We start from the raw sequence: 23,025 nt of genomic DNA on the forward strand, positions 1-23,025 counted from the left end.
AAGTTCTTCCCACCCCCGACAACCGCTGCTACGTTCCCCGTGAAAGCCCGACCATGTGCATGCCGATGACGGCGGGAGGGGCGGCGTGAGGCGCATGACGGCACGACCCGCGAACGCGCATCAGGCCCGGCTGCTCCGCCTGTTGCGCGATGGCGGCCCCAACTCCCGGGCTCAACTGGGCGATCAGATCGACCTCTCGCGTTCCAAGCTCGCCGTCGAGATCGACCGGTTGCTGGAGACCGGGCTGGTGATCGCCGACGGCCTCGCCGCCTCACGGGGCGGGCGACGCTCGCACAACATCCGGCTCGCGCCCGCCCTGCGGCTGCTCGGCGTCGACATCGGCGCCACCTCCGTCGACGTGGCCGTGACCAACGCGGAACTGGAGATTCTCGGCCACCTCACGCAGCCCATGGACGTCCGCGAGGGCCCGGTCGCGGTGTTCGAACAGGTCCTGGCCATGGCCGCCAAGCTCCGCGCCTCCGGCGTCGCGGAGGGGTTCGACGGCGCGGGCATCGGAGTGCCGGGCCCCGTCCGGTACCCCGAGGGCGTGCCCGTCGCGCCGCCGATCATGCCGGGCTGGGACGGCTTCCCCGTACGGGAGGCACTCAGCCAGGAACTGGGCTGCCCCGTCATGGTCGACAACGACGTGAACCTCATGGCCATGGGGGAGCAGCACGCCGGAGTCGCCCGCTCCGTCAAGGACTTCCTCTGCGTCAAGATCGGCACGGGTATCGGCTGCGGCATCGTGGTCGGGGGTGATGTCTACCGCGGTACGACCGGCAGCGCGGGCGACATCGGACACATCCAGGCCGAGCCCGACGGCCGCCCCTGCGCCTGCGGCAACCACGGCTGCCTGGAGGCCTACTTCGGCGGCGCGGCCCTCGCCCGCGACGCCGAGGCCGCCGCCCTCGACGGCCGCTCCGCCGAACTCGCCGCGCGGCTGGAGGCCGCGGGGCAGCTCGCCGCCACGGACGTCGCGGCGGCGGCCTCGGCCGGTGACGCCGCCGCCCTCGACCTCATCCGCGAGGGTGGCATGCGCACCGGTCAGGTCATCGCCGGTCTCGTCAGCTTCTTCAACCCGGGCCTGGTCGTGATCGGCGGCGGCGTCACCGGCCTCGGTCACACGCTCCTCGCCGCCATCCGCACCCAGGTCTACCGTCAGTCCCTTCCGCTCGCCACCGGCAACCTCCCCATCGTGCTGGGCGAACTGGGCCCGGCCGCGGGGGTCACCGGCGCGGCCCGTCTGATCAGCGACCACCTCTTCTCCCCGGCCTGACCTTCCCGCCCGGGCGCCCACCGCCCGGCCCCCGTCCCTACGGTCCGCCCCGCGGAACGGACCGTACCGAGGCACAGCGCGCAGCACGCGCGACACCCCCGGCGCCCTGGGCACCCGGCCCCCAGAGGGCGCCTGCCGCAGGTGTCCGTTATCGCCTCGGCACCACCAGCCCCTCCGGCGTTCGAGGAGCGGGGGCCGGGGCGGGGCCCCGGGGTCGGGGAGGGCCGGGGCGGGGGAGAGCAGCAGCCGCACCACCCGCACGGCACCAGCAAACGGCAACCCGCACCGCCACAGCACCGCGTACCCCGCAACCCCGCACACCGCGACAGCGATCCGCACCGCCACAGCGACCCGCCCGAGGAGGCTCGCCATGGCACCACCCGAACCGCGTCAGACGAACCCGCCCCCGCTCCTCACCATGTCCGGCATCACCAAGTCCTTCCCCGGCGTACGGGCCCTCGACGGCGTCGACCTCGACGTCCAGGCGGGCGAGGTGCACTGCCTGCTGGGGCAGAACGGCGCGGGCAAGTCCACGCTGATCAAGGTGCTGGCCGGGGCCCACCAGCCGGACGGCGGGGAGATCGTGTGGCAGGGCGCGCCCGTTGCCCTGAAGTCGCCCGTCGCCGCCATGCGCCTCGGCATCGCCACCATCTACCAGGAACTCGACCTGGTGGAGGGCCTGTCCGTGGCCGAGAACATCTTCCTCGGCCACGAGCCCGCCACCGCGGGCTTCGTACGGTCCCGGGCCGCCCGGGGCACCGCCGCCGAGCTGCTGGCCCGCCTCGGCCACCCCGAGATCGACCCGCGGCGGCTGGTGGGCGAACTCTCCGCCGCCGCACAGCAGATCGTGTCCATGGCCCGCGCCCTCTCGCACGACGTACGGCTGATCGTCATGGACGAGCCGTCCGCCGCGCTCGACCCCGACGAGGTGGACAACCTCTTCCGTATCGTCGGGGACCTCACGACCGGTGGCGTGGCGGTCGTCTACATCTCGCACCGGCTGGAGGAGATCCGCCGCATCGGCGACCGCGTCACCGTGCTGAAGGACGGCCGCGCCGCCGCCCGCGGGCTGCCCGCCCGTACGACGCCCACCCGTGACGTCGTCGCGCTGATGACGGGCCGTGATGTCGAGTACGCGTTCCCCCGCCGCACCACCGAAGTCCCCACCCCACACCAACCCGTGCTGCGACTCCAAGGGCTGGCCAGGGCCGGGGAGTTCGAGCCGGTGGACCTCGACGTGGCGCCCGGCGAGATCGTGGGGCTCGCCGGACTCGTCGGCTCCGGCCGGTCCGAGATCCTGGAGACCGTCTACGGTGCCCGCCGCCCCACCGCGGGACGTGTCCTCGTCGACGGCCGCCCGCTGCGCCCCGGCAGCGTGTCCGCCGCCGTGCGCGCCGGGCTCGGGCTGGCGCCCGAGGAGCGCAAGGCGCAGGCGCTGCTGATGCTGGAGTCCGTCACCCGTAACGTCTCCGTCTCCTCCCTCGCCCGCTTCTCCCGGGCCGGTTGGCTGGACCACGGCGCCGAGCGGGACGCGGCCCGCCGCAGCGTGCGCGATCTGTCGCTGCACCCGGACGACCCGGAGCGGCCGGTGCGCACGTTGTCCGGCGGCAATCAGCAGAAGGCGGTGCTGGCGCGCTGGCTGCTGCGCGGCTGCCGGGTGCTGCTGCTGGACGAGCCCACCCGCGGGGTGGACGTCGGCGCCCGCGCCGAGCTGTACGCGGTGATCCGCCGCCTCGCCGACGACGGCATGGCGGTGCTGCTGGTCTCCAGCGAACTGCCCGAAGTCCTCGGCCTCGCCGACCGGGTGCTGGTGCTTCGCGAGGGGCGTGTCGTGCATACGGCGCCCGCGGGCGAACTGGACGAGCACCGCGTCCTCGATCTCGTGATGGAAGGGAGTCCGTCGTGCTGAACTCACCCGGAGGCGCCGACGCCGACACGGGCGCCGACGCCGTCCCCGGCGCCGCCGCCACGCTCACGAAGGCAGCCGGGCCCGGGCCCGCCGCCGGGCCACCGGCCAAGGGCGGCGGCCTCAGAGGCCTCGCCGACGTCCGCAACCTCTCCCTCCTCGGCGTGCTCGCCGTCCTCGTCGTCGTGGGCGGCATCACCAAGCCCGACGCGTTCCTGAGCACCGACAACCTGCAACTCGTCCTCACCCAGGCGTCCGTCATCGGCGTCGTCACCGTCGGCGTGACCTTCGTCATCACCAGCGGCGGCATCGATCTGTCCGTCGGCGCGATCGTCGCGCTCGCCTCGGTGTGGGCCACCACGCTCGCCACCCAGGACTACGGTTTCGGCGGCATCCTGATGTGCGCCGTACTCGTGGGGCTCGGCTGCGGCCTGGTCAACGGTGTGCTCATCGCGTACGGCAGCGTGGTCCCGTTCATCGCCACCCTCGCCATGCTGGCCTCCGCGCGCGGCCTCGCGCTCCTGATCAGCGACGGCAAGACGCAGGTCATCACCGTCAAGCCGGTCCTGGACCTCGGGCTCCGCGACTCCTACGTGCTCGGCATCCCACCGCTGGTGATGATCTTCGCCGCGGTCACGGTCCTCGGCTGGCTGCTGCTGGGCCGTACGACCTTCGGGCGGCGCACCGTCGCCATCGGCGGCAACCCGGAGGCGGCCCGGCTCGCGGGCATCGACGTACGGCGCCAGCGGCTGCTGCTGTATCTGCTGTCCGGGCTGTGCTGCGGCATCGCCGCGTTCATGCTGGTCGTCCTCACCGGCTCCGGCCAGAACACCAACGGCAACCTGTACGAACTCGACGCCATCGCCGCCGCCATCATCGGCGGCACCCTGCTCAGCGGCGGCCGCGGCACCATCACCGGCTCCGTCCTCGGCGTCCTCGTCTTCACCACCATCACCAACCTCTTCGCCCTGAACAACCTCCAGAGCGATGTCCAGCAGATCGCCAAGGGCGCGATCATCGTCGCCGCCGTCCTGGTACAGAAGGGTCGTTCGACGCCATGAACCACACCCCGAACCACACCCAGGGAAACCCCACCAGCCGCAGAAACCTCCTCCTGGGCACCGCCGCGGCGGGCGCGCTGTTCGCGGCCGGCTGCACCAGCAACGAGAACAACGACAGCAAGGACGAGGGCAAGCAGCCCGCGGGCGCCGCCGACAAGAAGCCCGGCAAGAAGGTCACCATCGGCTTCGCCGGGCCGCAGGCCGACCACGGCTGGCTCAACGCCATCAACGAGCAGGCCAAACGGCGAGCCAAGGAGTACCAGGACGTCACGCTGGTCAGCACGGAGGGCTCCAACGACACCGCCCAGCAGATCGGGCAGATCGAGACCCTCATCAACAAGAAGGTCGACGTCCTGGTCATCCTGCCCGCCGACGGCAAGGCGCTCACCCAGGTCGGGCTGAAGGCCATGGAGTCGGGCATCCCCGTCGTCAACCTCGACCGCGTCTTCGCCTCCCCGCAGGCGTACCGCTGCTGGATCGGCGGCGACAACTACGGCATGGGGCTCAACGCCGGTCGCTACATCGGCGAACAGCTCAAGGGCAAGAAGAACGCCAAGGTGGTGGAGCTGGCCGGGCTGGACAACCTGGAACTGACCCGCCAGCGCACGGCCGGTTTCGACGACGCCCTCAAGAACTACCCCAACATCAAGAAGGTGGGCCGCCAGGCCGCCGAATTCACCGTCGAGTCCGGCCAGTCGAAGATGGCCCAGCTGCTCCAGGCCCACTCCGGCTTCGACGCCCTGTGGAACCACGACGACGACCAGGGCGTCGGCGCCGAACGCGCCATCCAGCAGGCCGGACGCGACGACTTCCTGATGGTCGGCGGCGCGGGCGCCAAGCGGGCCATGGACGCCATCAAGGCCGACAACACCGTCCTCAAGGCCACCGTCCTGTACCCGCCGACGATGGCCGCCTCCGCCATCGACCTGGCCCGCGCGCTCGGCCAGGGCAACGGCGTCGGGGGCCTGGCCGAGCTGGAGATCCCCGCGTCCCTCACCCTCTACTCGGCCGTCGTGACCAAGGACAACGTGGACGAGTACCTGCCCACGGGATTCAGCTGATTCGGCCAGGCCCCATCTCCACCTCGCATCCGCCGCGATCTGAGAGGAGCCTCATGGAACACCCCGAAGCGCAACAGGCCGAAGCACAGGGCCTCGGCATCGGCATGGTCGGCTACGCCTTCATGGGCGCCGCCCACTCCCAGGGCTGGCGCACCGCGGCCCGCGTCTTCGACCTCCCACTCCGCCCCGCCATGGCCGCCATCTGCGGCCGCGACCCGGACGCCGTCCGCGCCGCCGCGGACAAACACGGCTGGGCGGCCGCCGAGACCGACTGGCGCGATCTGATCGCCCGGGACGATGTGCAGCTGGTCGACGTCTGCACCCCCGGAGACAGCCACGCCGAGATCGCGATCGCCGCGCTGGAGGCCGGTAAGCACGTGCTGTGCGAGAAGCCCCTCGCCAACTCGGTCGCCGAAGCGGAAGCCATGGCCGACGCGGCGCGCCGGGCCCGGACGCGCGGACAGCGGGCGATGGTGGGCTTCAACTACCGCCGTACGCCCGCGATCGCGCAGGCCCGCCGCATGGTGGCCGGGGGCCGGATCGGCGTCCTGCGCCACGTACGGGTCACCTACCTCCAGGACTGGATCGTGGATCCGGAATTCCCCCTGGTGTGGCGGCTGCGCCGGGAACTGGCGGGCTCCGGCGCGCTCGGCGACCTCGGTGCGCACATCGTGGACCTCGCGCAGTACCTGGCGGGGGAGCGGCTGGTCGGCGTCTCGGCACTTACCGAAACCTTCGTACGGGACCGTCCGCTTCCGGGCGCCGCGGGCCCGGGCGCGGCGCATTCCGGTGCGGCGGCGCGCGGCCCGGTCACGGTCGACGACGCCGCCCTGTTCACCGGTCGGCTCGCCTCCGGCGCGCTGGCCTCCTTCGAGGCCAGCCGCTTCGCCGCCGGGCGCAAGAACTCGCTGCGCATCGAGCTGAACGGCGACCACGGCTCGCTCGCCTTCGACCTCGAACGGCTCAACGAGCTGTCCTTCCACGACCACACCGCCCCCGCCGCCGACTCCGGCTTCCGCCGCATCCTCGTCACCGAACCCGACCACCCCTACCTGGCGGCCTGGTGGCCCCCGGGCCACGGGCTCGGCTACGACCACACCTTCGTCCACCAGGCGCGCGACATGGTGGCGGCCATCGCCGCCGGAACCGACCCCGAGCCGTCCTTCGAGGACGGGCTCCAGGTGCAGCGGGTGCTGGCCGCGGTCGAGGACAGCGCCGAGAAGAACTGCGTCTACACACCCGTGCCCGCCTGAGGAGGAGGCCCCCATGCCCAGACCCTTCACCCTCTTCACCGGCCAGTGGGCGGACCTGCCACTGGAGGAGGTCTGCCGCCACGCCCGCGACTTCGGCTACGACGGCCTCGAACTCGCCTGCTGGGGCGACCACTTCGAGGTCGGCCGCGCGCTCGGCGAGCCCGGCTACCTCGACGGGCGCCGCCGGCTCCTCGACAAGTACGGCCTCCAGTGCTGGGCCATCTCCAACCACCTGGTCGGCCAGGCCGTCTGCGACCACCCCATCGACGAACGCCACCAGGCCATCCTCCCCGCCCGCATCTGGGGCGACGGCGACGCGGAAGGCGTACGGCAGCGGGCCGCCGCCGAAATGGCCGACACGGCCCGCGCCGCGGCCGCCTTCGGCGTGCGCACCGTCATCGGCTTCACCGGCTCGTCCATCTGGCACCTGGTCGCCATGTTCCCGCCGGTGCCGCCCGGCATGATCGACCGCGGCTACGAGGACTTCGCCACGCGCTGGAACCCCATCCTCGACGTCTTCGACGCCGAGGGCGTGCGCTTCGCCCACGAGGTCCACCCGAGCGAGATCGCGTACGACTACTGGACGACCCACCGCGCCCTCGAAGCCGTCGGCCACCGCCCCGCCTTCGGCCTCAACTTCGACCCCAGCCACTTCGTCTGGCAGGACCTCGACCCGGTCGGCTTCCTGTGGGACTTCCGCGACCGGATCTACCACGTCGACTGCAAGGAGGCCCGCCGCCGCCTCGACGGCCGCAACGGCCGCCTGGGCTCCCACCTCCCCTGGGGCGACCCCCGCCGCGGCTGGGACTTCGTCTCCGCGGGCCACGGCGACGTGCCCTGGGAGGACGTCTTCCGCATGCTGCGCTCCATCGCGTACGACGGCCCGATCTCGGTGGAGTGGGAGGACGCGGGCATGGACCGCCTGACCGGCGCCCCCGAGGCCCTGCACCACTTGAAGTCCTACGACTTCGACCCCCCGACGTCCTCCTTCGACGCGGCTTTCGGCGGCGCCTGAGCCCTCCCGGCCACGCACCCGAACTCCGCCCGGCCCGGCCCACGCCCCGGGGCTGCCGGGGCCTGCGAGTCCGGCGGGGCAACGCGGTTGCCAGGCTTCGGCCTACGCCGTGGCCCGGGCGCCGGGCCGCCACCCCCGGCCTCGCCGGGGGTGGGGGTGGGGTGGGTCGGCGCGGGGGCCGATTCTTCCCCCACCCCGCCCCTTCCCGAAACTGGGGGCAAGCCCCCAGACCCCCGGCCCGGCAGGGCTGGGCAATGCCGGGTCGCCGAGGCCGACGGAGCGCGCGACGGCACGCACACGGGATTCCGGGGCGCGGGGCTCTCGGTGCGCCGGGGTTGGCCCCTGCCCGTGCCCGGGGCTGCGGTCCGTGCCGGTCCGGTGGAGGCGCTGCGCGGCGCCCTGGCCGGACCCGGGCCCGAACGGCGCGCCCTAGAACCTCGGGGGGCTGGGGGCCTGCCCCCAGTTCGGGGAGGGGCGGGGTGGGGGAGAGGAACCCGCCCAACACCCCACCGGCTTTGTCCTCCCCGCGGACCAAGCCAACCCGCCCCGTGTCAAAGGGGTTTCCGAACCGGACAAACCACGCTACCGTCCTTGAGATGTACCGGTCACATGGGGCCCCTCACCCCGAACCGGTCATCGAACGGCGCGACGGCGCGCGCCTGTGCCAGGTCGGGCGGCCAACGGCCCCCGTCCGTACACCCCCTCTTTTCCCGGAGGATCAGCGTGCACAGGAAACGGCATGGACTGCGCGGCTCCCTCGCGCTCGTCACGAGTTCGCTGCTCGTGGGCGCGGGGCTCGCGTTCACCGCATCCCCACCAGCGGGAGCGGACCAGGCGGAGGAGAAGTTCCAGCAGGTCACGCTCGCCAAGGGCGCGGCCGAGACCGGTGAGCCCATGTCGCTCGCCGTCCTCCCCGACCGCTCGGTGCTGCACACGTCCCGCGACGGCACCCTCCGCCTGACAGACGCGGGCGGCGACACCAAGGTGTCCGGCAAGCTCCCGGTCTACTCGCACGACGAGGAGGGGCTCCAGGGCGTCGGCATCGACCCCGGGTTCGAAGAGAACCGCGCCATCTACCTCTACTACGCACCCCCGTTGGACACCCCCGCGGGCGACGCCCCCAACGAGGGCACGGCGGCCGACTTCGCGAAGTTCGACGGCGTCAACCGCCTCTCCCGCTTCACCCTCGACGCCGACGGCACCCTCAACACCGCCAGCGAGAAGAAGATCCTCGACGTCCCCGCCTCCCGCGGCACCTGCTGCCACGTCGGCGGCGACATCGACTTCGACGCCGAGGGCAACCTCTACCTCTCGACCGGCGACGACACCAACCCGTTCGCCTCCGACGGCTTCACCCCCATCGACGAGCGCCCCGACCGCAACCCCGCCTATGACGCGCGCCGCTCCGCGGGCAACACCAACGACCTGCGCGGCAAGATCCTCCGTATCAAGGTGGCCGCGGACGGCTCGTACACCGTCCCGGACGGCAACCTCTTCGCGCCCGGCACCGAGAAGACCCGCCCCGAGATCTACGCGATGGGCTTCCGCAACCCGTTCCGGATCAACATCGACAAGCCGACCGGCACGGTCTACGTCGGCGACTACGGGCCGGACGCGGGCGCCGCCGACCCGAACCGCGGCCCGGCGGGCATGGTCGAGTTCGCGCGCGTCACCAAGCCCGGCAACTTCGGCTGGCCGTACTGCGTCGGCGACAACAAGCCGTACCGGGACTACGACTTCGCCACCGGCGCCTCCGGCCCGGCCTTCGACTGCGCCGCACCGAAGAACACCTCGCCGCACAACACCGGGCTGACCGACCTGCCGCCCGCCCAGCCCGCCTGGATCCCGTACGACAACGACTCGGTGCCCGAGTTCGGCACCGGTTCCGAGTCGCCGATGGGCGGCCCGGTCTACCGTTACGACGCCTCGCTCGACTCCCCGGTCAAGTTCCCGGAAGGCTACGACGGCGACTTCTTCGCGACCGAGTTCGGCCGCCAGTGGATCAAGCGCATCGAGCAGGGCGCCGACGGCACCGTGGAGAAGATCAACGACTTCCCCTGGACCGGCACCCAGGTGATGGACTCCGCCTTCGGCCCGGACGGCGCGCTGTACGTCCTCGACTACGGGCTGAACTGGTTCGGCGGCGACGAACACTCCGCCCTCTACCGCATCGAGAACGCCACCGACGGCTACTCGCCGATCGCCGAGGCCGCCGCCGACCGCACCTCCGGCAAGGCGCCCATGAAGGTCGCGTTCAGCTCGGCGGGCACCGCCGACGCCGACGGCGACACGCTCACGTACCGCTGGGACTTCGGCGACGGCCACACCTCCACCGCCCCGAACCCCACCCACCGGTACACCAGGAACGGCACCTACACCGCCACCGTCACCGCCACGGACCCCACCGGCCGCAGCGGCAGCGCCGGCGTGCACCTGACCGTCGGCAACACCGCCCCCAAGGTGACGCTGCAACTGCCCGGCGACGGCCAGCTGTTCACCTTCGGCGACGAGGTGCCGTTCAAGGTGAAGGTGACCGACCCCGAGGACCGGACCATCGACTGCGCCAAGGTCAAGGTCACCCATGTCCTCGGCCACGACAGCCACGGCCACCCCGTCACTTCGGCCACCGGCTGCTCCGGAACGCTCAAGACCAGCGCCGACGGCGAACACGACCCCAACGCCAACATCTTCGGGGTCTTCGACGCCGAGTACACCGACAACGGCGGGGGCGGCCAGCCGTCGCTGACCACCCACGACCAGAACGTCGTCCAGCCCCGCCACCGTCAGGCCGAGCACTACGACGACTCCCAGGGCGTCTCCGTCATCAGCCACGCCCCGGCCAACGGCGGCAAGACGGTCGGCGACATCGACAACGGCGACTGGATCGCGTTCACCCCGTATCTCCTCGGCAACGCCAAGGACTTCACCGCACGCGTCTCCTCCGCGGGCGCGGGCGGCACGCTCGACGTACGCGCCGGCTCCCCGACCGGGCAGCTGCTGGGCCGGGCCACCGTGCCGGTGACCGGCGGCTGGGAGACGTTCCAGGACGTCAAGACGACGCTGCGCAAGCCCCCGGCCCGCACCACCACGCTCTACCTCGTCTTCAAGGGCGGGGCGGGAGCGCTGTACGACGTGGACGACTTCACCATCGGCACCGGCTGACCGCCCGCCCGTGGCCCGGGGCGGCGGCGCGCCCGTCCGCCCCGGGCCACGGGTCCGCACCCGGAGGAAGGAGTACCCGGCCATGCCCCCGCACCCCCGCCGCTCCAGACCCCGCGCAGCCCTCCTACGGACATCCGCCGTGGCCGCGCTGCTGCTCGCCGCCACGGCCCTGCCCCCTGCGGCGGCTTCCGGCGCGTCCCCATCGCAGAACGACCGCGTCCTCGTCTTCTCCAAGACGGCAGCCTTCCGCCACGACGCGATCCCCGACGGCATCGCCGCCATCCGGGACCTCGGCGCCCAGTACGGCTTCGCCGTCGACGCCACCGAGGACGCCGCCGCGTTCACCCGCGCCAACCTCGCCCGCTACGACGCCGTCGTCTTCCTCTCCACCACCGGCGACGTCCTCGACGCCGCGCAGCAGTCCGCCTTCGAGCGCTACATCCGGGCGGGCGGCGGATTCGCCGGGGTGCACGCGGCCGCCGACACCGAGTACGACTGGCCGTTCTACGGCGGCCTCGTCGGCGCGTACTTCCGGACCCACCCCGCCATCCAGCAGGCCACCCTCGCCGTCGAGGACCGCGCCCACCCGGCCACGGCGCACCTGGGCGCGGCGTGGCAGCGCACCGACGAGTGGTACGACTACCGCAGCAACCCGCGCGACCGGGCCCACATCCTCGCCACCCTCGACGAAACCTCGTACGAGGGCGGTGGGATGGGGGAGGACCACCCCATCGCCTGGTGCCAGGACTACCGCGGCGGCCGCGCCTTCTACACCGGCCTCGGCCACACCAAGGAGTCCTACGCCGACCCCGCCTTCCGGCAGCACCTGCTCGGCGGCATCCGCTACGCCACCGGCGCCGCCCGCGCCGACTGCCGCCCGGAGCGCGGCTACCGGCCCCTCTTCGACGGCACGTCGGTGGCGGGCTGGAAACAGGCCGGACCGGGCGGCTTCACCCTCGACCCCGCCACCGGCACCCTCACCTCGGCGGGCGGCATGGGCCTGCTCTGGTACGAGGCGCGGGAGCTGCGGTCGTACTCGCTGAAGCTGGACTGGCGGATGGCCGGGGCCGCTGGGGACGACAACTCCGGCGTCTTCGTCGGCTTCCCCGCCTCCGACGACCCCTGGTCCGCGGTCGACCGCGGCTACGAGATCCAGATCGACGCGACGGACGCCCCGGAGAAGACCACCGGCGCGGTGTACGGCTTCCAGTCCGCCGACCTGGCGAAGCGGGACGCGGCGCTGAATCCGCCGGGGGAGTGGAACACGTACGAGATCAGGGTGCGCGGCGAGCGGCTCCAGATCTGGCTCAACGGCGTACGGATCAACGACTTCACCAACCACGACCCGGAGCGCAGCCTGCGCCGCGGCCACGTCGGCATCCAGAACCACGGGGACGGCGACGAGGTCGCGTTCCGCAACATCCGCGTCAAGGAACTCCCGTCCTGACGTCCCTGACCGGCCCTGATCGGCCGCCCAACGGCCCGAGGGGAGCCGTAGGGCGGCATCAGGCGGCGGGGAGGAGTACGCCGCCTCCTCCCCGCCGCCGCGGCGGGCGCCGAACGGCCGTGCCCGCACCACCCCTACGGCCACCGCCACCGCCACCGCGTATCCGCGCAACCGACCGGCACCCGGGAGGCAGCCAGTGACCACCGGCCCCGACACCACCCACCTCCATCCCCACCCCACCGGCACCCCGGGCGGCGGTCTCCGCACCGGCATGTGGCTCATCGGCGCGCGCGGTTCGGTCGCCACCACCGCCGTCGTCGGGTGTGCCGCCGTCGCGGCGGGGCTTCAGCCCGCGACCGGGATGGTGACCGAGACCGCGCCGTTCGCGGACAGCGGTCTGCCCGCGCTCGGCGATCTGGTCTTCGGTGGCCACGACACCGCCACCACCCCGCTCCCCAAGCGCGCCGAGGCGCTGGCCGCCGAGGGGGTGCTGCCGTACGGGCTCCCCGATGCCGTACGCGCCGAACTGACCGCCGCCGACGACGCGATCCGCCCCGGAGGACCGCAGCCCGGGGACACCCGCGGCGACGACGAGCTGATCGACGCCTTCGCCCACGACCTCGACGCGTTCCGCCGTACGCATCACCTCGCCCGCGCCGTCGTCGTCAACGTCGCCTCCACCGAACCCGTTCCCACCGGCGGTGACCGGCTGCCGCCCAGCTCCCTCTACGCCTGCGCCGCGCTCCGCGCCGGGTGTCCGTACGTCAACTTCACCCCGTCCACCGGGCTGCATCACCCCAGCCTCCGCGAGGTGGCGACCCGCTCCGGGCTGCCGTACGCCGGGCGTGACGGCAAGACGGGGCAGACGCTGCTGCGGTCCGTGCTCGCGCCGATGTTCGCGCAACGTGCGCTGCCCGTACGGGCGTGGTCCGGCACCAACCTGCTGGGCGGCGGGGATGGCGCCGCGCTCGCCGACCCCGCCGCCGCGGCCGCGAAGAACGCGGGCAAGGCGCGGGTCCTCGCCGACACCCTCGGCGAACTCCCGGACGGCGAGCTGCACATCGACAACGTGCCCGCGCTCGGCGACTGGAAGACCGCGTGGGATCACGTCGCGTTCGAGGGCTTCCTCGGCTCCCGCATGGTCCTCCAGACCATCTGGCAGGGCTGCGACTCGGCCCTCGCCGCGCCGCTCGTCCTCGACCTCGCCCGCCTCACGGCCCGCGCCCACGAGGCGGGTCTCACCGGGCCGCTCACCGAACTCGGCTTCTACTTCAAGGACCCGGACGGCGGCCCGTCCGGCCTCGCCGACCAGTACACGGCCCTCACCGGTTTCGCCGCCCGGCTGCGGGAGCAGTCATGACGTCGGCGCGCGCCTGGGCGGAACTGCTCAGGGTCTCGGCCCTGTTCACGGTCCCCGGCGACGCCCTCGCGGGCGCCGCGGCCACGCGGACCGCCCCGAACCGCGGCACCGCGCTCGCCGTGGGCGCGTCGCTGTGCCTGTACGAGGCGGGCATGGCGCTCAACGACTGGGCGGACCGCGACCTCGACGCCGTCGAACGCCCCGGACGCCCCCTGCCGTCGGGCCGGATCACCCCGGCCGCCGCCCTGACCGCCGCGACCGGACTGACGGGGGCGGGGCTGGTGTGCGCGGCGCTGGCGGGCCGCCGGACGCTCGCCACGGCCGCGGCCCTGGCGGGCACGGTGTGGGCGTACGACCTGGGGCTGAAGAACACCCCGGCGGGCCCGTACGCTATGGCCACGGCCCGATCGCTGGACCTGTTCCTCGGCGCCACCGCCACGTACGCCCCCGCTGCCCGTCAGGCCGTCGCCCCGGCGGCCCTCCTGGGCGCGCACACGCTCGCCGTGACCGGGGTCTCCCGCCACGAGACGACCGGCGGCTCATCGAAGGCCCCCCTGACGGCCCTGGCCACGTCCGCGGCGATCACCTGCGCAACGACAAGAAGCCCTGGGCGCACCACCACGAGGGTGCGCGCCGCCGCGCTCGCCGCCACGTACCTCGCCACCGCCGCCCGGCCCCTCGCGCACGCCGCGCTCAATCCTTCCCCCCAGCTCCTCCAGCGCGCCGTCGGTGGTGGCATCCGGGCGATGATTCCGCTTCAGGCGGCGCTTGCGTCGCGGGCCGGGGCGGGGCGGGCGGGGATGGGGTTGCTTCTGCTGATGCCCGTCGCGCGGCGACTGTCCAGAAAGGTCAGCCCGACATGACGTCCCCGACCCCGCCCCCGACCCCGGCCGCCGCCCTCCGCTTCGCCTACGGCACCAACGGGCTGACCGACCTCCGGCTCGACGATGCCCTCGCCCTGCTCGCCGACCTCGGCTACGACGGGGTGTCGCTCACCCTCGACCACATGCACCTCGACCCCCTCGCCCCGGACCTGGACGCCCGTACCCGCCGCGTCGGGCAGCGCCTCGCGCGGCTCGGGCTGACCGTTGCCATCGAGACCGGGGCCCGCTACGTGCTCGACCCGGGCCGCAAGCATCACCCCACGCTCCTCGATCCCGACTCCGGGGCCCGCGCCGCCCGGGTGGATCTGCTGGTGCGCGCCGTGCGGGTGGCCGCGGAGCTGGGGGCGCACGCGGTGCACTGCTTCAGCGGTGTGCGACCGCCGGGGACGGCGGAGGACATCGCGTGGCGGCGGCTGGGCGACGCCCTCCAGCCGGTGCTGGAGGCCGCCACGTCCGCGGGCGTTCCCCTGGCCGTCGAGCCCGAGCCGGGGCATCTGCTGGCGGATCTCGCCGGGTTCCACCGGCTCCGCCGGGAGCTGGGCGATCCGCCCGCGCTCGGGCTGACGCTCGACATCGGCCACTGCCAGTGCCTGGAACCGGCCCCGCCCGCCGACTGCGTACGCGCCGCCGCGCCGTGGATCCGCCATGTGCAGATCGAGGACATGCGGCGCGGTGTGCACGAGCATCTGCCGTTCGGGGAGGGCGAGGTGGACGTCCCGCCGGTGCTGGAGGCGCTGCGCGCCATGGACTACCGGGGCCTGGTCGGTGTCGAGCTGCCCCGCCACTCGCACGCGGGGCCCGAACTGGCCCGCTCCTCCCTGGCGTACCTCAAGGCGGCGGAGCGCACGGCCGCGAGGGGAGGCGTCGCGTGCTGATCGCGGACCTGCACACGGCCGTGCGCGACCACCTGGACGGCGACGCCGCCGCCTGGCTGGACCGCGCCCTCGCCGAGGCGGCGACCACTCCCCACTGGGAGGCGGACTTCGCCGCCGCGGCCCGCCACTGCCGCCGCAGTCATCATGGCGAACTCGCCGACGCCACCCGCATCCTGCTCCTCCACGCGGCCCGCCCCGACATCCGCACGCTCACCCGCCTCTACACGCACGGCACGGCCGCCGAGCGCCGGGCCGTCCTCCTCTCGCTGCCCTATCTCGACCCCGGCCCGGACGCCCTCCCCCTGGTCGAGGACGCCCTGCGCACCAACGACACCCGCCTGGTGGCCGCCGCGGTCGGCCCGTACGCGGCGCGCCATCTCGACGCGCACGGCTGGCGGCAGGCCGTACTGAAGTGCCTGTTCACCGGGGTGCCCATGGACGCCGTGGCCGAGTGGCCCGCCCGCGCCCGGGGCGACGCCGAGCTGGCCCGCATGCTGACCGACTACGCGCGCGAACGCACCGCCGCGGGGCGGGACGTGCCCGCGGATCTCTCTCGCGTCCTGGCCCACACCACCCCCGAGGAGCCCTGATGCGCATCTTCGACCCGCACATCCACATGACCTCCCGCACCACGGACGACTACGAGGCCATGTACGCCGCGGGCGTGCGCGCCCTCGTCGAGCCGTCCTTCTGGCTCGGCCAGCCCCGCACCTCGCCCGCCAGCTTCTACGACTACTTCGACGCCCTCCTCGGCTGGGAGCCCTTCCGCGCCGCGCAGCACGGCATCGCCCACCACTGCACGCTCGCCCTCAACCCCAAGGAGGCCAACGACCCCCGCTGCCTCCCCGTCCTGGACGAGCTGCCGCGCTATCTCGTGAAGGACGGCGTGGTCGCCGTCGGCGAGATCGGCTATGACGCGATGACCCCCGCCGAGGACGCCGCGCTCGCCGCGCAGCTCCAGCTCGCCGCCGACCACGGGCTGCCCGCCCTCGTGCACACCCCGCACCGCGACAAGGCCGCGGGCCTGGCCCGCACGCTCGACGTCGTCCACGAATCCGCCCTCCCCACCGACCGCGTCCTGCTCGACCACCTCAACGAGACCACCGTAAGGGCGGCCACCGACAGCGGCTGCTGGCTCGGGTTCTCGATCTACCCGGACACCAAGATGGACCCGGACCGCATGGTGCGCGTGCTGCGCGAGTACGCCACCGAACGGGACCGCATCCTGGTGAACTCCGCCGCGGACTGGGGCCGCAGCGATCCGCTGAAGACCCGCGCGGTGGGGGAGGCGATGCTGGCGGCGGGCTTCACCGACGACGACGTCGACCAGGTGCTGTGGCGCAACCCGGTGGCGTTCTACGGGCTCAGCGGGCGGCTGGACCTCGACGTCGAGGACACCACACCCCACGCCACCCACGAGGGGAACTCCATCCTCCGCGGCGCCCCGGTGACCACCGCCACCACCGAAGGCCGGTGACCCCATGCGCTTCCGCCACCCCGACGGCTCCACCGTCCACCTCGCCTACTGCACCAACGTCCACCCCGCCGAAGACCTCGACGGCGTCGTGGACCAGCTCCGCCACCACTGCGAGCCGGTGCGCCGCCGCCTGGGCCGCGACCGGCTCGGCATCGGCCTGTGGCTGGCCCGCGACGCCGCCCGCACCCTGACCGCCGACCCGGCCGCCCTGCGCCGGCTGCGCACCGAACTCGACCGGCGCGGCCTGGAGGTCGTCACCCTCAACGGCTTCCCTTACGAGGGGTTCGGCGCCGAGGAGGTCAAGTACCGCGTGTACCGGCCGGACTGGACGGAGACCGAGCGGCTGACCCACACCGGCCACCTCGCCCGGCTGCTGGCCGCCCTGCTCCCGGACGACGTCACCGAGGGCAGCGTCTCGACCCTCCCGCTCGCGTGGCGCGCGCCGTTCGACCCCGTCCGGCGGCGGGCCGCGCTCGGCCACCTCACCACGCTCGCCACGCGGCTCGACGCGCTCCAGGACCTCACCGGCCGTTCGATCCGCATCGGCCTGGAACCCGAGCCGGGCTGCACCGTCGAGACCACCGCCCAGGCCATCGACGCGCTCACCGCGCTCCCCGAGGGCGCACCCCGCCGCCGCATCGGCCTCTGCCTGGACACCTGCCACCTCGCGACGCAGTTCGAGGACCCGCACACCGCCACCGCCGCCCTCACCGCGGCCGGTGTTCCCATCGTCAAGGCGCAGCTCTCCGCCGCCCTGCACGCCGAGGAGCCGCACCGCCCCGCCGTACGCACCGCCCTGGCGGCGTTCGCCGAGCCGCGCTTCCTGCACCAGACCCGCACCCGCACCCCCGCGGACGGCGTACGCGGCACCGACGACCTCGACCAGGCCCTCGCGCCGGGCGGGCTCGACACCGCCGCACCCTGGCGCTCCCACTTCCACGTGCCCCTGCACGCCCCGCCCGAGCCGCCGCTCACCTCCACCCTGCCCGTCCTCACGGACACCCTCGCCCGGCTGGTCGGCGGCCCGGCGCCGCTCACCCGCCACCTGGAGGTCGAGACGTACACCTGGCAGGCGCTGCCGCCCGAGCTGCGGCCCCGCAACCGCGACCGGCTGGCCGACGGCATCGCCGCCGAACTCGCCCTGGCCCGCGACCTGTTGACCGACCTCGGCCTGAAGGAGCTGCCGTGAGCGCCCCGGGGAAGCCCACCCCCCTCCTCGTCCTCGACGTCGTCGGCCTCACCCCGCGCCTGCTCGCCCACATGCCCCGGCTGCGCGCCCTGGCCGACTCCGGTTCGTACGCCCCGCTCGGCACCGTGCTGCCCGCCGTCACCTGCGCCGCCCAGTCGACGTTCCTCACCGGCGCGACCCCCGCCGAGCACGGCATCGTCGGCAACGGCTGGTACTTCCGCGAGCAGGGCGACGTCCTGCTGTGGCGGCAGCACAACGGCCTGGTCGGCGGCGACAAGCTGTGGGACGCGGCCCGCCGCGCCCACCCCGGCTACACGGTCGCCAACATCTGCTGGTGGTACGCGATGGGCGCGGACACCGACATCACCGTCACCCCGCGCCCCGTCTACTACGCGGACGGCCGCAAGGAGCCCGACTGCTACACCCGGCCGCCCGCGCTCCACGACGAACTCACCGCCGCCCACGGCACCTTCCCCCTCTTCCACTTCTGGGGTCCCGGCGCCGATCTGGTCTCCTCCCGGTGGATCATCGACGCGACCCGCCACATCCTGCGCCACCACCCCACCGACCTCACCCTCACCTACCTCCCCCACCTCGACTACGACCTCCAGCGCCACGGCCCCGACGACCCCCGCTCGCACGCCGCCGCGACCGCGCTGGACACCGCCCTGGGGCCGCTGCTGGACGACGCGCGGGCTCAGGGCCGTACGGTCGTGGCGCTGTCCGAGTACGGCATCACCCGCGTGTCCCGTCCCGTGGACATCAACCGGGCGCTGCGCCGCGCAGGGCTGCTGGAGGTGCACACCCAGGACGGCATGGAGTACCTGGACCCGGGCGCCTCCCGCGCGTTCGCGGTGGCCGACCACCAGCTCGCGCACGTCTACGTACGCCGCGCCGAGGACCTGGCCGCCACCCGGGCCGCCCTCGACGGCCTGTCCGGGCTCGCCGAACTCCTCGACGACGAGGGGAAGAAGGCGCACGGACTGGACCACCCCCGCGCGGGCGAACTGGTCGCGGTGGCCGAGCCGGACGCCTGGTTCACGTACTACTACTGGCTGCACGACGACCGCGCGCCCGACTTCGCCCGGCTGGTGGACATCCACCGCAAGCCCGGCTACGACCCGGCCGAACTCTTCCTCGACCCCGTCGACCCGTATGTGCGTGTCAGGGCGGCCACCGCGCTGGCCCGCAAGAAGCTCGGGATGCGCTACCGGATGGCCGTCGTCCCGCTCGATCCGTCCCCGGTGCGCGGCAGCCACGGCCGGTTGCCGGACCGGGACGAGGACGGGCCGGTGCTCATCTGCTCCCGGCCGGACGCCGTGCCCGGCCGGGTGGCCGCCACCGACGTCAAATCGCTGCTCCTCCGCCTCGCCGGTCTCGAAAACACCTGACCCAACCGACAGGAGACACGCACGTGACAAGCGCCCAGCACCCGGAACTCGCCGCCGCCCTCCGCCGCCGGAGATTCCTCGGCGTCGCCGCCGGAGCCACCGCGGCCACCCTGCTCGGCACCACCACCGCGCATGCCACCAGCGGCGGCAGGGGCGGTCCGATCGTGCCGCGCGGCCACCTCGGCATCCAGCTCTACACCCTCCGCGACCAGGTGCAGTCCATCGGCTTCGCCCGCGTCTTCGAGGAACTGGCGGCTTACGGCTACGACCAGGTGGAGTTCGCCGGATACACCCAAGGGTCGGCGGGCGCCATCACCCTGAAGCAGCTGAAGCGGTTGCTGCGCGACAACGGGCTGCGCGGCATCGGCAGCCACGTCGGCTACTACTCCGACGATCCCAACGCCTACACCTTCGCCACCAACCTCACCAAGGTGCTGGACGACGCCCAGGCCCTCGGCCTGCCGCACGTCGGCACCGCGTCCGGCCCCTGGCGCTACGGCACGACGGTCGACGGCTGGAAGCGCTGCGCCGAGGACTTCAACACCTACGGCGCGGCCGCGAAGGCGCGCGGGATGAAGTTCTACCAGCACAACCACGCTGAGGAGTTCTCCTTCGCCACCGACCGCCCGGACGTCCGCCTCTACGACGTGCTGCTCGCCGAGACCGACCCGGAGCTGGTCCACCTGGAGATGGACATCTACTGGGCGTACGTCGCCCAGCACCGTTTCGGCAAACGCGCCGACGGCACCCCGGCGCCCTTCGAACCGCTCGACTACGTCCTGGCCGACCCGGACCGCTATCCGCTGTTCCACGTCAAGGACGGCGAGCACGACGAAACCGTCCCCGACGGCTACCGCATGGTGGACGTCGGGGACGGTGACATCGACTACGTACGGTTCCTCGGCAAGGTCGGCAGGACCCACGGGGGGCGCCGGAACCACCACTGGATGGTGGAGCACGACAACCCGGCCGACTCGCTCACCACCGCCCGTCGCTCCGCCCGCTATCTGCGCACGGGGCGGTGCGGCGACTGAGCACACGGAGAGGTCACACCGCCTCGCGGCTGATCGGCCGCGGGTTCGGGGCGATGTCCCGGACCCGCGGCCGGCCCGGCTGGCGCAGCAGCAGGGCGACGTGGATTGCATACAGTCGACGTTATGCTGTATGAAACCCGTTATTCCGCATCGGCCGATCGATGTCCAGGGGGCGTACGTCAAATCGTTCGATCAAGTCGCCGCGGGCCGACGTCCCCGCGGGGGAACTGGCCCCCTCGTCACCCTCCGTGACCCCACGTGCTCACGCCCCGCCCACCCCCCACGTCACCGCAGGTCGTCGCGGGGCTGGGCGGCACACATACGCTGGTGAAACGCACCCCAAAACCTTGGTATCGTTGTCCATGTCGCCGCGGGGAACCGCGGGGCACACCTTGTCCGGGTGGCGGAATGGCAGACGCGCTAGCTTGAGGTGCTAGTGCCCTTTATCGGGCGTGGGGGTTCAAGTCCCCCCTCGGACACCATGAAGCATGTGGGTGCTGGTCGAGTCTCGGCCAGCACCTTTTGCGTTCCATGATCGTAGGTGCGCGTGAAGCCGAGTAGCCGGTATGCCTCGGCCCCGCGCTCGGCGGCGATCAGCTGTGCGCAGGGCTCCAGGCCGCGGTATCCACCGGGCAGTCTCCGCGTTCCCGCAGTAGTCGGCGGAATCGCCGCTGGGCTTCCTCTCGCCCGTGAACCAGCATGATCTCGTGGGGCTGTACCTCATCGATGACCCGGAGGAGTCCGCGCCGGTCGGCGTGGGCGCCGAGCTGGAACTGCCGCACTGCGGCTCGCACCTCGACCGGACCGTCCGGGAGATCCAGGGTGCCGTTGCCGTCGGCCAGTTCGAGCAGGCGGCGTCCTGGGGCGTCCTCGTCCTGATAGCCGCAGATGAAGAGGGCGTTGGCCGGATCCGGCAGAATGTCCCGCGCCCAGATGACGGCAGGACCGCCGCGCAGCGTGCCGGCGGTGGAGACGACTACCCCCTGACGGAAGGTGAGCTGCTCGGCCCGGCGGTCTTTCACTCGTCGGACCCGGTCGGACAGCACCGCCCGTTCCGCCGCGGTTGCCTCGGCGTGCCGGCCGTACGTCTCGGCGACGTTCCCGGCCAGCCCGTCGATGAGCACCGGAAGGTCGGGCAGCCGCGAACTGAGGGTCAGTGCGATCTCCTGGGCCCGCCCGAGGGCCGTGGCCGGGATGAGTACCCGTCCACCGTTCTCGCAGACCTCCCGGACCGAGCGCACCAGATCCTCGACCATCGCCTCGCGTGACATGTGAAGGGCGTCGCAGCACGTCGACTCCATGACCAGCAGGTCCGTCTCCTCGGTGGTGACCGGAAGACTCAGCGGTTCGGCTCCCAACTGGCGTTCGACCGACACGTCGCCACTGACCACGATGCGGCGCCCGGCACCTCGGACCACTACCCCGGCGGAGCCGAGGATGTGCCCGGCGGGGAAGAGCTCGATGTCCAGGTCGCCGATCGGGACGCGGAACCCGAAAGGCAGATCTTCGATGGCACGGCTCGCGACATTGACCTCCGCCCGCCCGTACGGCGCGTCGGCGCTCCGCTCTCCCCACCTCCGGCGTTCATCGGCCCGACGGCGCATCAACTGGGCGGTGTCCTGCCACATGAGCGGCAGGAGTTCCGCCGTCGCCGACGAGCACAGCACGCGCGCCCCCGGCCAGCGCCGGACGACCGCCGGTACCCAGCCGCCGTGGTCGTTGTGGGCGTGCGTGACGACGACCGCGGCGACCGGTGGCCCGGAGGCCAGTTCCGTGTCGAGCAGGCGGGGCGCCACATGGTCGGCACGGTCGTCGTTCCGGATGCCCGCGTCGACGAGCACGCGCGTGTCGCCGAGTTCCACCAGGATGCACGAACCGCCGATCTCGGTGCCTCCCCCGAGGGGCACTACCCGTGGGCCGGTCACGACGGAAGTCTCCACCGCACCTGCCGGGGCCGCCCTGGGCAGATCGGGGACAAGCAGCGCGTCGAGGGTCTTGAGCAGGCCCTCCCGGTCGCCCCCGGCGCTCTCGATCAGTTCCAGCAGCGGGCGCACCGAGGGATGGGCCCGCAGGATGTCGGTCCCGGGCGCAGCCGAGTCCCTCGGGTCGGAGGAGCGAGTGGCGGCCGCGGATCGCAGGGCACGGTGCACCGTGCGCAGGGCGCGTACGGGGTCGTTCGCGCGGGCGGACAGGATGTCCCGTTCCATCGCGACGGTGGTGGCGGTCTCCTCCGCCTCCCGGGACCGCTCGGCGCTCTCTTCCAGCCGCGTGCGCAGCACGGTGACCTCGTCCTGGGCCCGTTCGGCCCGGCCGCGGTACAGCCGTGCTCGTTCCTTGGCTTCGGCCAGTTGTCCCTTGAGACGCTGGACCTGGCGCTCCTCGGTGCTCGGTCGACGTGCCCCGGGCAGGGCGGAAGACGAGGAGGGGACGGCACGACCGCTGTCCCATGCTCCGACGGTCCGACGCAAGGCGGCCGAGCCGTCCCAGAGGCGGCGGAGTATCCCCTCCTGCTCGGCGGCGTACCGTTCCGGCGAGGTGGCGGCTGCGACGCCCGCCATGGCCGGGCGGGACAGCACGATCTCGGCGGCCCGCAGCAACTGCGCAGGGGTGGGAGGCGTGGCCGGTTCCATGGCG

Annotated in this window: 17 protein-coding genes and 1 tRNA gene; 17 read left to right on the forward strand and 1 reads right to left on the reverse strand. The window is 73.0% G+C overall.

Annotated features, from left to right (window positions below; all coding sequences use genetic code 11):
• Nucleotides 1-94 precede the first annotated feature (94 nt).
• The 17 genes from HYQ63_RS33695 to HYQ63_RS33775 all read left to right on the forward strand — a co-directional run bounded on the left by HYQ63_RS33695 (nucleotide 95) and on the right by HYQ63_RS33775 (nucleotide 20,873).
• The gene (locus HYQ63_RS33695; RefSeq protein WP_179937549.1) at nucleotides 95-1,276 is read left to right on the forward strand and encodes an ROK family transcriptional regulator; all 1,182 of its coding nucleotides are present in this window, start codon (nucleotides 95-97) and stop codon (nucleotides 1,274-1,276) included.
• Nucleotides 1,277-1,646: 370 nt separating this feature from the next.
• Nucleotides 1,647-3,185: a sugar ABC transporter ATP-binding protein gene (locus HYQ63_RS33700; protein WP_179937550.1), complete on the forward strand. Its 1,539-nt coding sequence runs from the start codon at nucleotides 1,647-1,649 to the stop codon at nucleotides 3,183-3,185.
• Nucleotides 3,179-4,243 carry an ABC transporter permease gene (locus HYQ63_RS33705; RefSeq protein ID WP_373689172.1) on the forward strand — a complete coding sequence of 355 codons (1,065 nt, stop codon included), beginning with the start codon at nucleotides 3,179-3,181 and terminating at the stop codon, nucleotides 4,241-4,243. The genes HYQ63_RS33700 and HYQ63_RS33705 overlap by 7 nt, the downstream gene beginning before the upstream one ends.
• Nucleotides 4,240-5,304, forward strand: coding sequence for a substrate-binding domain-containing protein (locus tag HYQ63_RS33710; RefSeq protein WP_179937551.1), 1,065 nt, complete (start codon nucleotides 4,240-4,242; stop codon nucleotides 5,302-5,304). The genes HYQ63_RS33705 and HYQ63_RS33710 overlap by 4 nt, the downstream gene beginning before the upstream one ends.
• Nucleotides 5,305-5,357: 53 nt before the next feature.
• Complete coding sequence (locus tag HYQ63_RS33715; RefSeq protein WP_179937552.1) at nucleotides 5,358-6,557, forward strand: Gfo/Idh/MocA family protein; 1,200 nt, start codon at nucleotides 5,358-5,360, stop codon at nucleotides 6,555-6,557.
• Between the two features lie 13 nt (nucleotides 6,558-6,570).
• A complete protein-coding gene (locus tag HYQ63_RS33720; RefSeq protein WP_179937553.1) occupies nucleotides 6,571-7,572 on the forward strand; it encodes a sugar phosphate isomerase/epimerase in 1,002 nt (333 codons plus the stop codon).
• Nucleotides 7,573-8,295: 723 nt separating this feature from the next.
• Nucleotides 8,296-10,734, forward strand: coding sequence for a PQQ-dependent sugar dehydrogenase (locus HYQ63_RS33725; protein ID WP_257232309.1), 2,439 nt, complete (start codon nucleotides 8,296-8,298; stop codon nucleotides 10,732-10,734).
• A gap of 82 nt (nucleotides 10,735-10,816) precedes the next feature.
• On the forward strand, nucleotides 10,817-12,181 hold the full coding sequence (locus tag HYQ63_RS33730) for a ThuA domain-containing protein (RefSeq protein WP_179937555.1): 1,365 nt from the start codon (nucleotides 10,817-10,819) through the stop codon (nucleotides 12,179-12,181).
• A gap of 271 nt (nucleotides 12,182-12,452) precedes the next feature.
• Nucleotides 12,453-13,541: an inositol-3-phosphate synthase gene (locus tag HYQ63_RS33735; RefSeq protein ID WP_179940770.1), complete on the forward strand. Its 1,089-nt coding sequence runs from the start codon at nucleotides 12,453-12,455 to the stop codon at nucleotides 13,539-13,541.
• On the forward strand, nucleotides 13,538-14,404 hold the full coding sequence (locus tag HYQ63_RS33740) for an SCO3242 family prenyltransferase (RefSeq protein ID WP_179937556.1): 867 nt from the start codon (nucleotides 13,538-13,540) through the stop codon (nucleotides 14,402-14,404). The genes HYQ63_RS33735 and HYQ63_RS33740 overlap by 4 nt, the downstream gene beginning before the upstream one ends.
• A complete protein-coding gene (locus HYQ63_RS33745) occupies nucleotides 14,401-15,300 on the forward strand; it encodes a sugar phosphate isomerase/epimerase (RefSeq protein ID WP_179937557.1) in 900 nt (299 codons plus the stop codon). Before HYQ63_RS33740 ends, HYQ63_RS33745 begins: the two co-directional genes overlap by 4 nt.
• Nucleotides 15,294-15,890 (forward strand): EboA domain-containing protein, encoded by a 597-nt coding sequence (locus HYQ63_RS33750; protein ID WP_179937558.1) that lies wholly within the window; start codon nucleotides 15,294-15,296, stop codon nucleotides 15,888-15,890. The genes HYQ63_RS33745 and HYQ63_RS33750 overlap by 7 nt, the downstream gene beginning before the upstream one ends.
• Nucleotides 15,890-16,777 (forward strand): TatD family hydrolase, encoded by an 888-nt coding sequence (locus tag HYQ63_RS33755; RefSeq protein ID WP_179937559.1) that lies wholly within the window; start codon nucleotides 15,890-15,892, stop codon nucleotides 16,775-16,777. Before HYQ63_RS33750 ends, HYQ63_RS33755 begins: the two co-directional genes overlap by 1 nt.
• A gap of 4 nt (nucleotides 16,778-16,781) precedes the next feature.
• Complete coding sequence (eboE, locus tag HYQ63_RS33760; RefSeq protein ID WP_179937560.1) at nucleotides 16,782-17,966, forward strand: metabolite traffic protein EboE; 1,185 nt, start codon at nucleotides 16,782-16,784, stop codon at nucleotides 17,964-17,966.
• A complete protein-coding gene (locus HYQ63_RS33765) occupies nucleotides 17,963-19,357 on the forward strand; it encodes an alkaline phosphatase family protein (protein ID WP_179937561.1) in 1,395 nt (464 codons plus the stop codon). The genes eboE and HYQ63_RS33765 overlap by 4 nt, the downstream gene beginning before the upstream one ends.
• A gap of 23 nt (nucleotides 19,358-19,380) precedes the next feature.
• Entirely contained in the window at nucleotides 19,381-20,391 is a 1,011-nt protein-coding gene (locus HYQ63_RS33770) for a sugar phosphate isomerase/epimerase (protein ID WP_179937562.1), read from the forward strand.
• Between the two features lie 394 nt (nucleotides 20,392-20,785).
• Nucleotides 20,786-20,873: transfer RNA gene (locus HYQ63_RS33775), tRNA-Leu, on the forward strand.
• 111 nt (nucleotides 20,874-20,984) lie between these two features.
• On the opposite strand, the gene HYQ63_RS33780 is transcribed toward HYQ63_RS33775, so the two are convergent.
• On the reverse strand, nucleotides 20,985-23,021 hold the full coding sequence (locus HYQ63_RS33780) for an MBL fold metallo-hydrolase (protein WP_257232683.1): 2,037 nt from the start codon (nucleotides 23,019-23,021) through the stop codon (nucleotides 20,985-20,987).
• Nucleotides 23,022-23,025: the final 4 nt, after the last annotated feature.

The organism is Streptomyces sp. Rer75, assembly GCF_013414305.1.
GTDB classification, from domain to species: Bacteria; Actinomycetota; Actinomycetes; order Streptomycetales; family Streptomycetaceae; genus Streptomyces; species Streptomyces himastatinicus.

Excerpts from the sequence above, each read along its gene's own strand:
- HYQ63_RS33695 (WP_179937549.1), top strand. The coding sequence starts at position 95 with ATGACGGCACGACCCGCGAACGCGCATCAGGCCCGGCTGCTCCGCCTG.
- HYQ63_RS33700 (WP_179937550.1), top strand. The coding sequence starts at position 1,647 with ATGGCACCACCCGAACCGCGTCAGACGAACCCGCCCCCGCTCCTCACC.
- HYQ63_RS33710 (WP_179937551.1), top strand. The coding sequence starts at position 4,240 with ATGAACCACACCCCGAACCACACCCAGGGAAACCCCACCAGCCGCAGA.
- HYQ63_RS33715 (WP_179937552.1), top strand. The coding sequence starts at position 5,358 with ATGGAACACCCCGAAGCGCAACAGGCCGAAGCACAGGGCCTCGGCATC.
- HYQ63_RS33720 (WP_179937553.1), top strand. The coding sequence starts at position 6,571 with ATGCCCAGACCCTTCACCCTCTTCACCGGCCAGTGGGCGGACCTGCCA.
- HYQ63_RS33730 (WP_179937555.1), top strand. The coding sequence starts at position 10,817 with ATGCCCCCGCACCCCCGCCGCTCCAGACCCCGCGCAGCCCTCCTACGG.
- HYQ63_RS33735 (WP_179940770.1), top strand. The coding sequence starts at position 12,453 with ATGTGGCTCATCGGCGCGCGCGGTTCGGTCGCCACCACCGCCGTCGTC.
- HYQ63_RS33740 (WP_179937556.1), top strand. The coding sequence starts at position 13,538 with ATGACGTCGGCGCGCGCCTGGGCGGAACTGCTCAGGGTCTCGGCCCTG.
- HYQ63_RS33745 (WP_179937557.1), top strand. The coding sequence starts at position 14,401 with ATGACGTCCCCGACCCCGCCCCCGACCCCGGCCGCCGCCCTCCGCTTC.
- HYQ63_RS33755 (WP_179937559.1), top strand. The coding sequence starts at position 15,890 with ATGCGCATCTTCGACCCGCACATCCACATGACCTCCCGCACCACGGAC.
- eboE (WP_179937560.1), top strand. The coding sequence starts at position 16,782 with ATGCGCTTCCGCCACCCCGACGGCTCCACCGTCCACCTCGCCTACTGC.
- HYQ63_RS33780 (WP_257232683.1), bottom strand. The coding sequence starts at position 23,021 with ATGGAACCGGCCACGCCTCCCACCCCTGCGCAGTTGCTGCGGGCCGCC.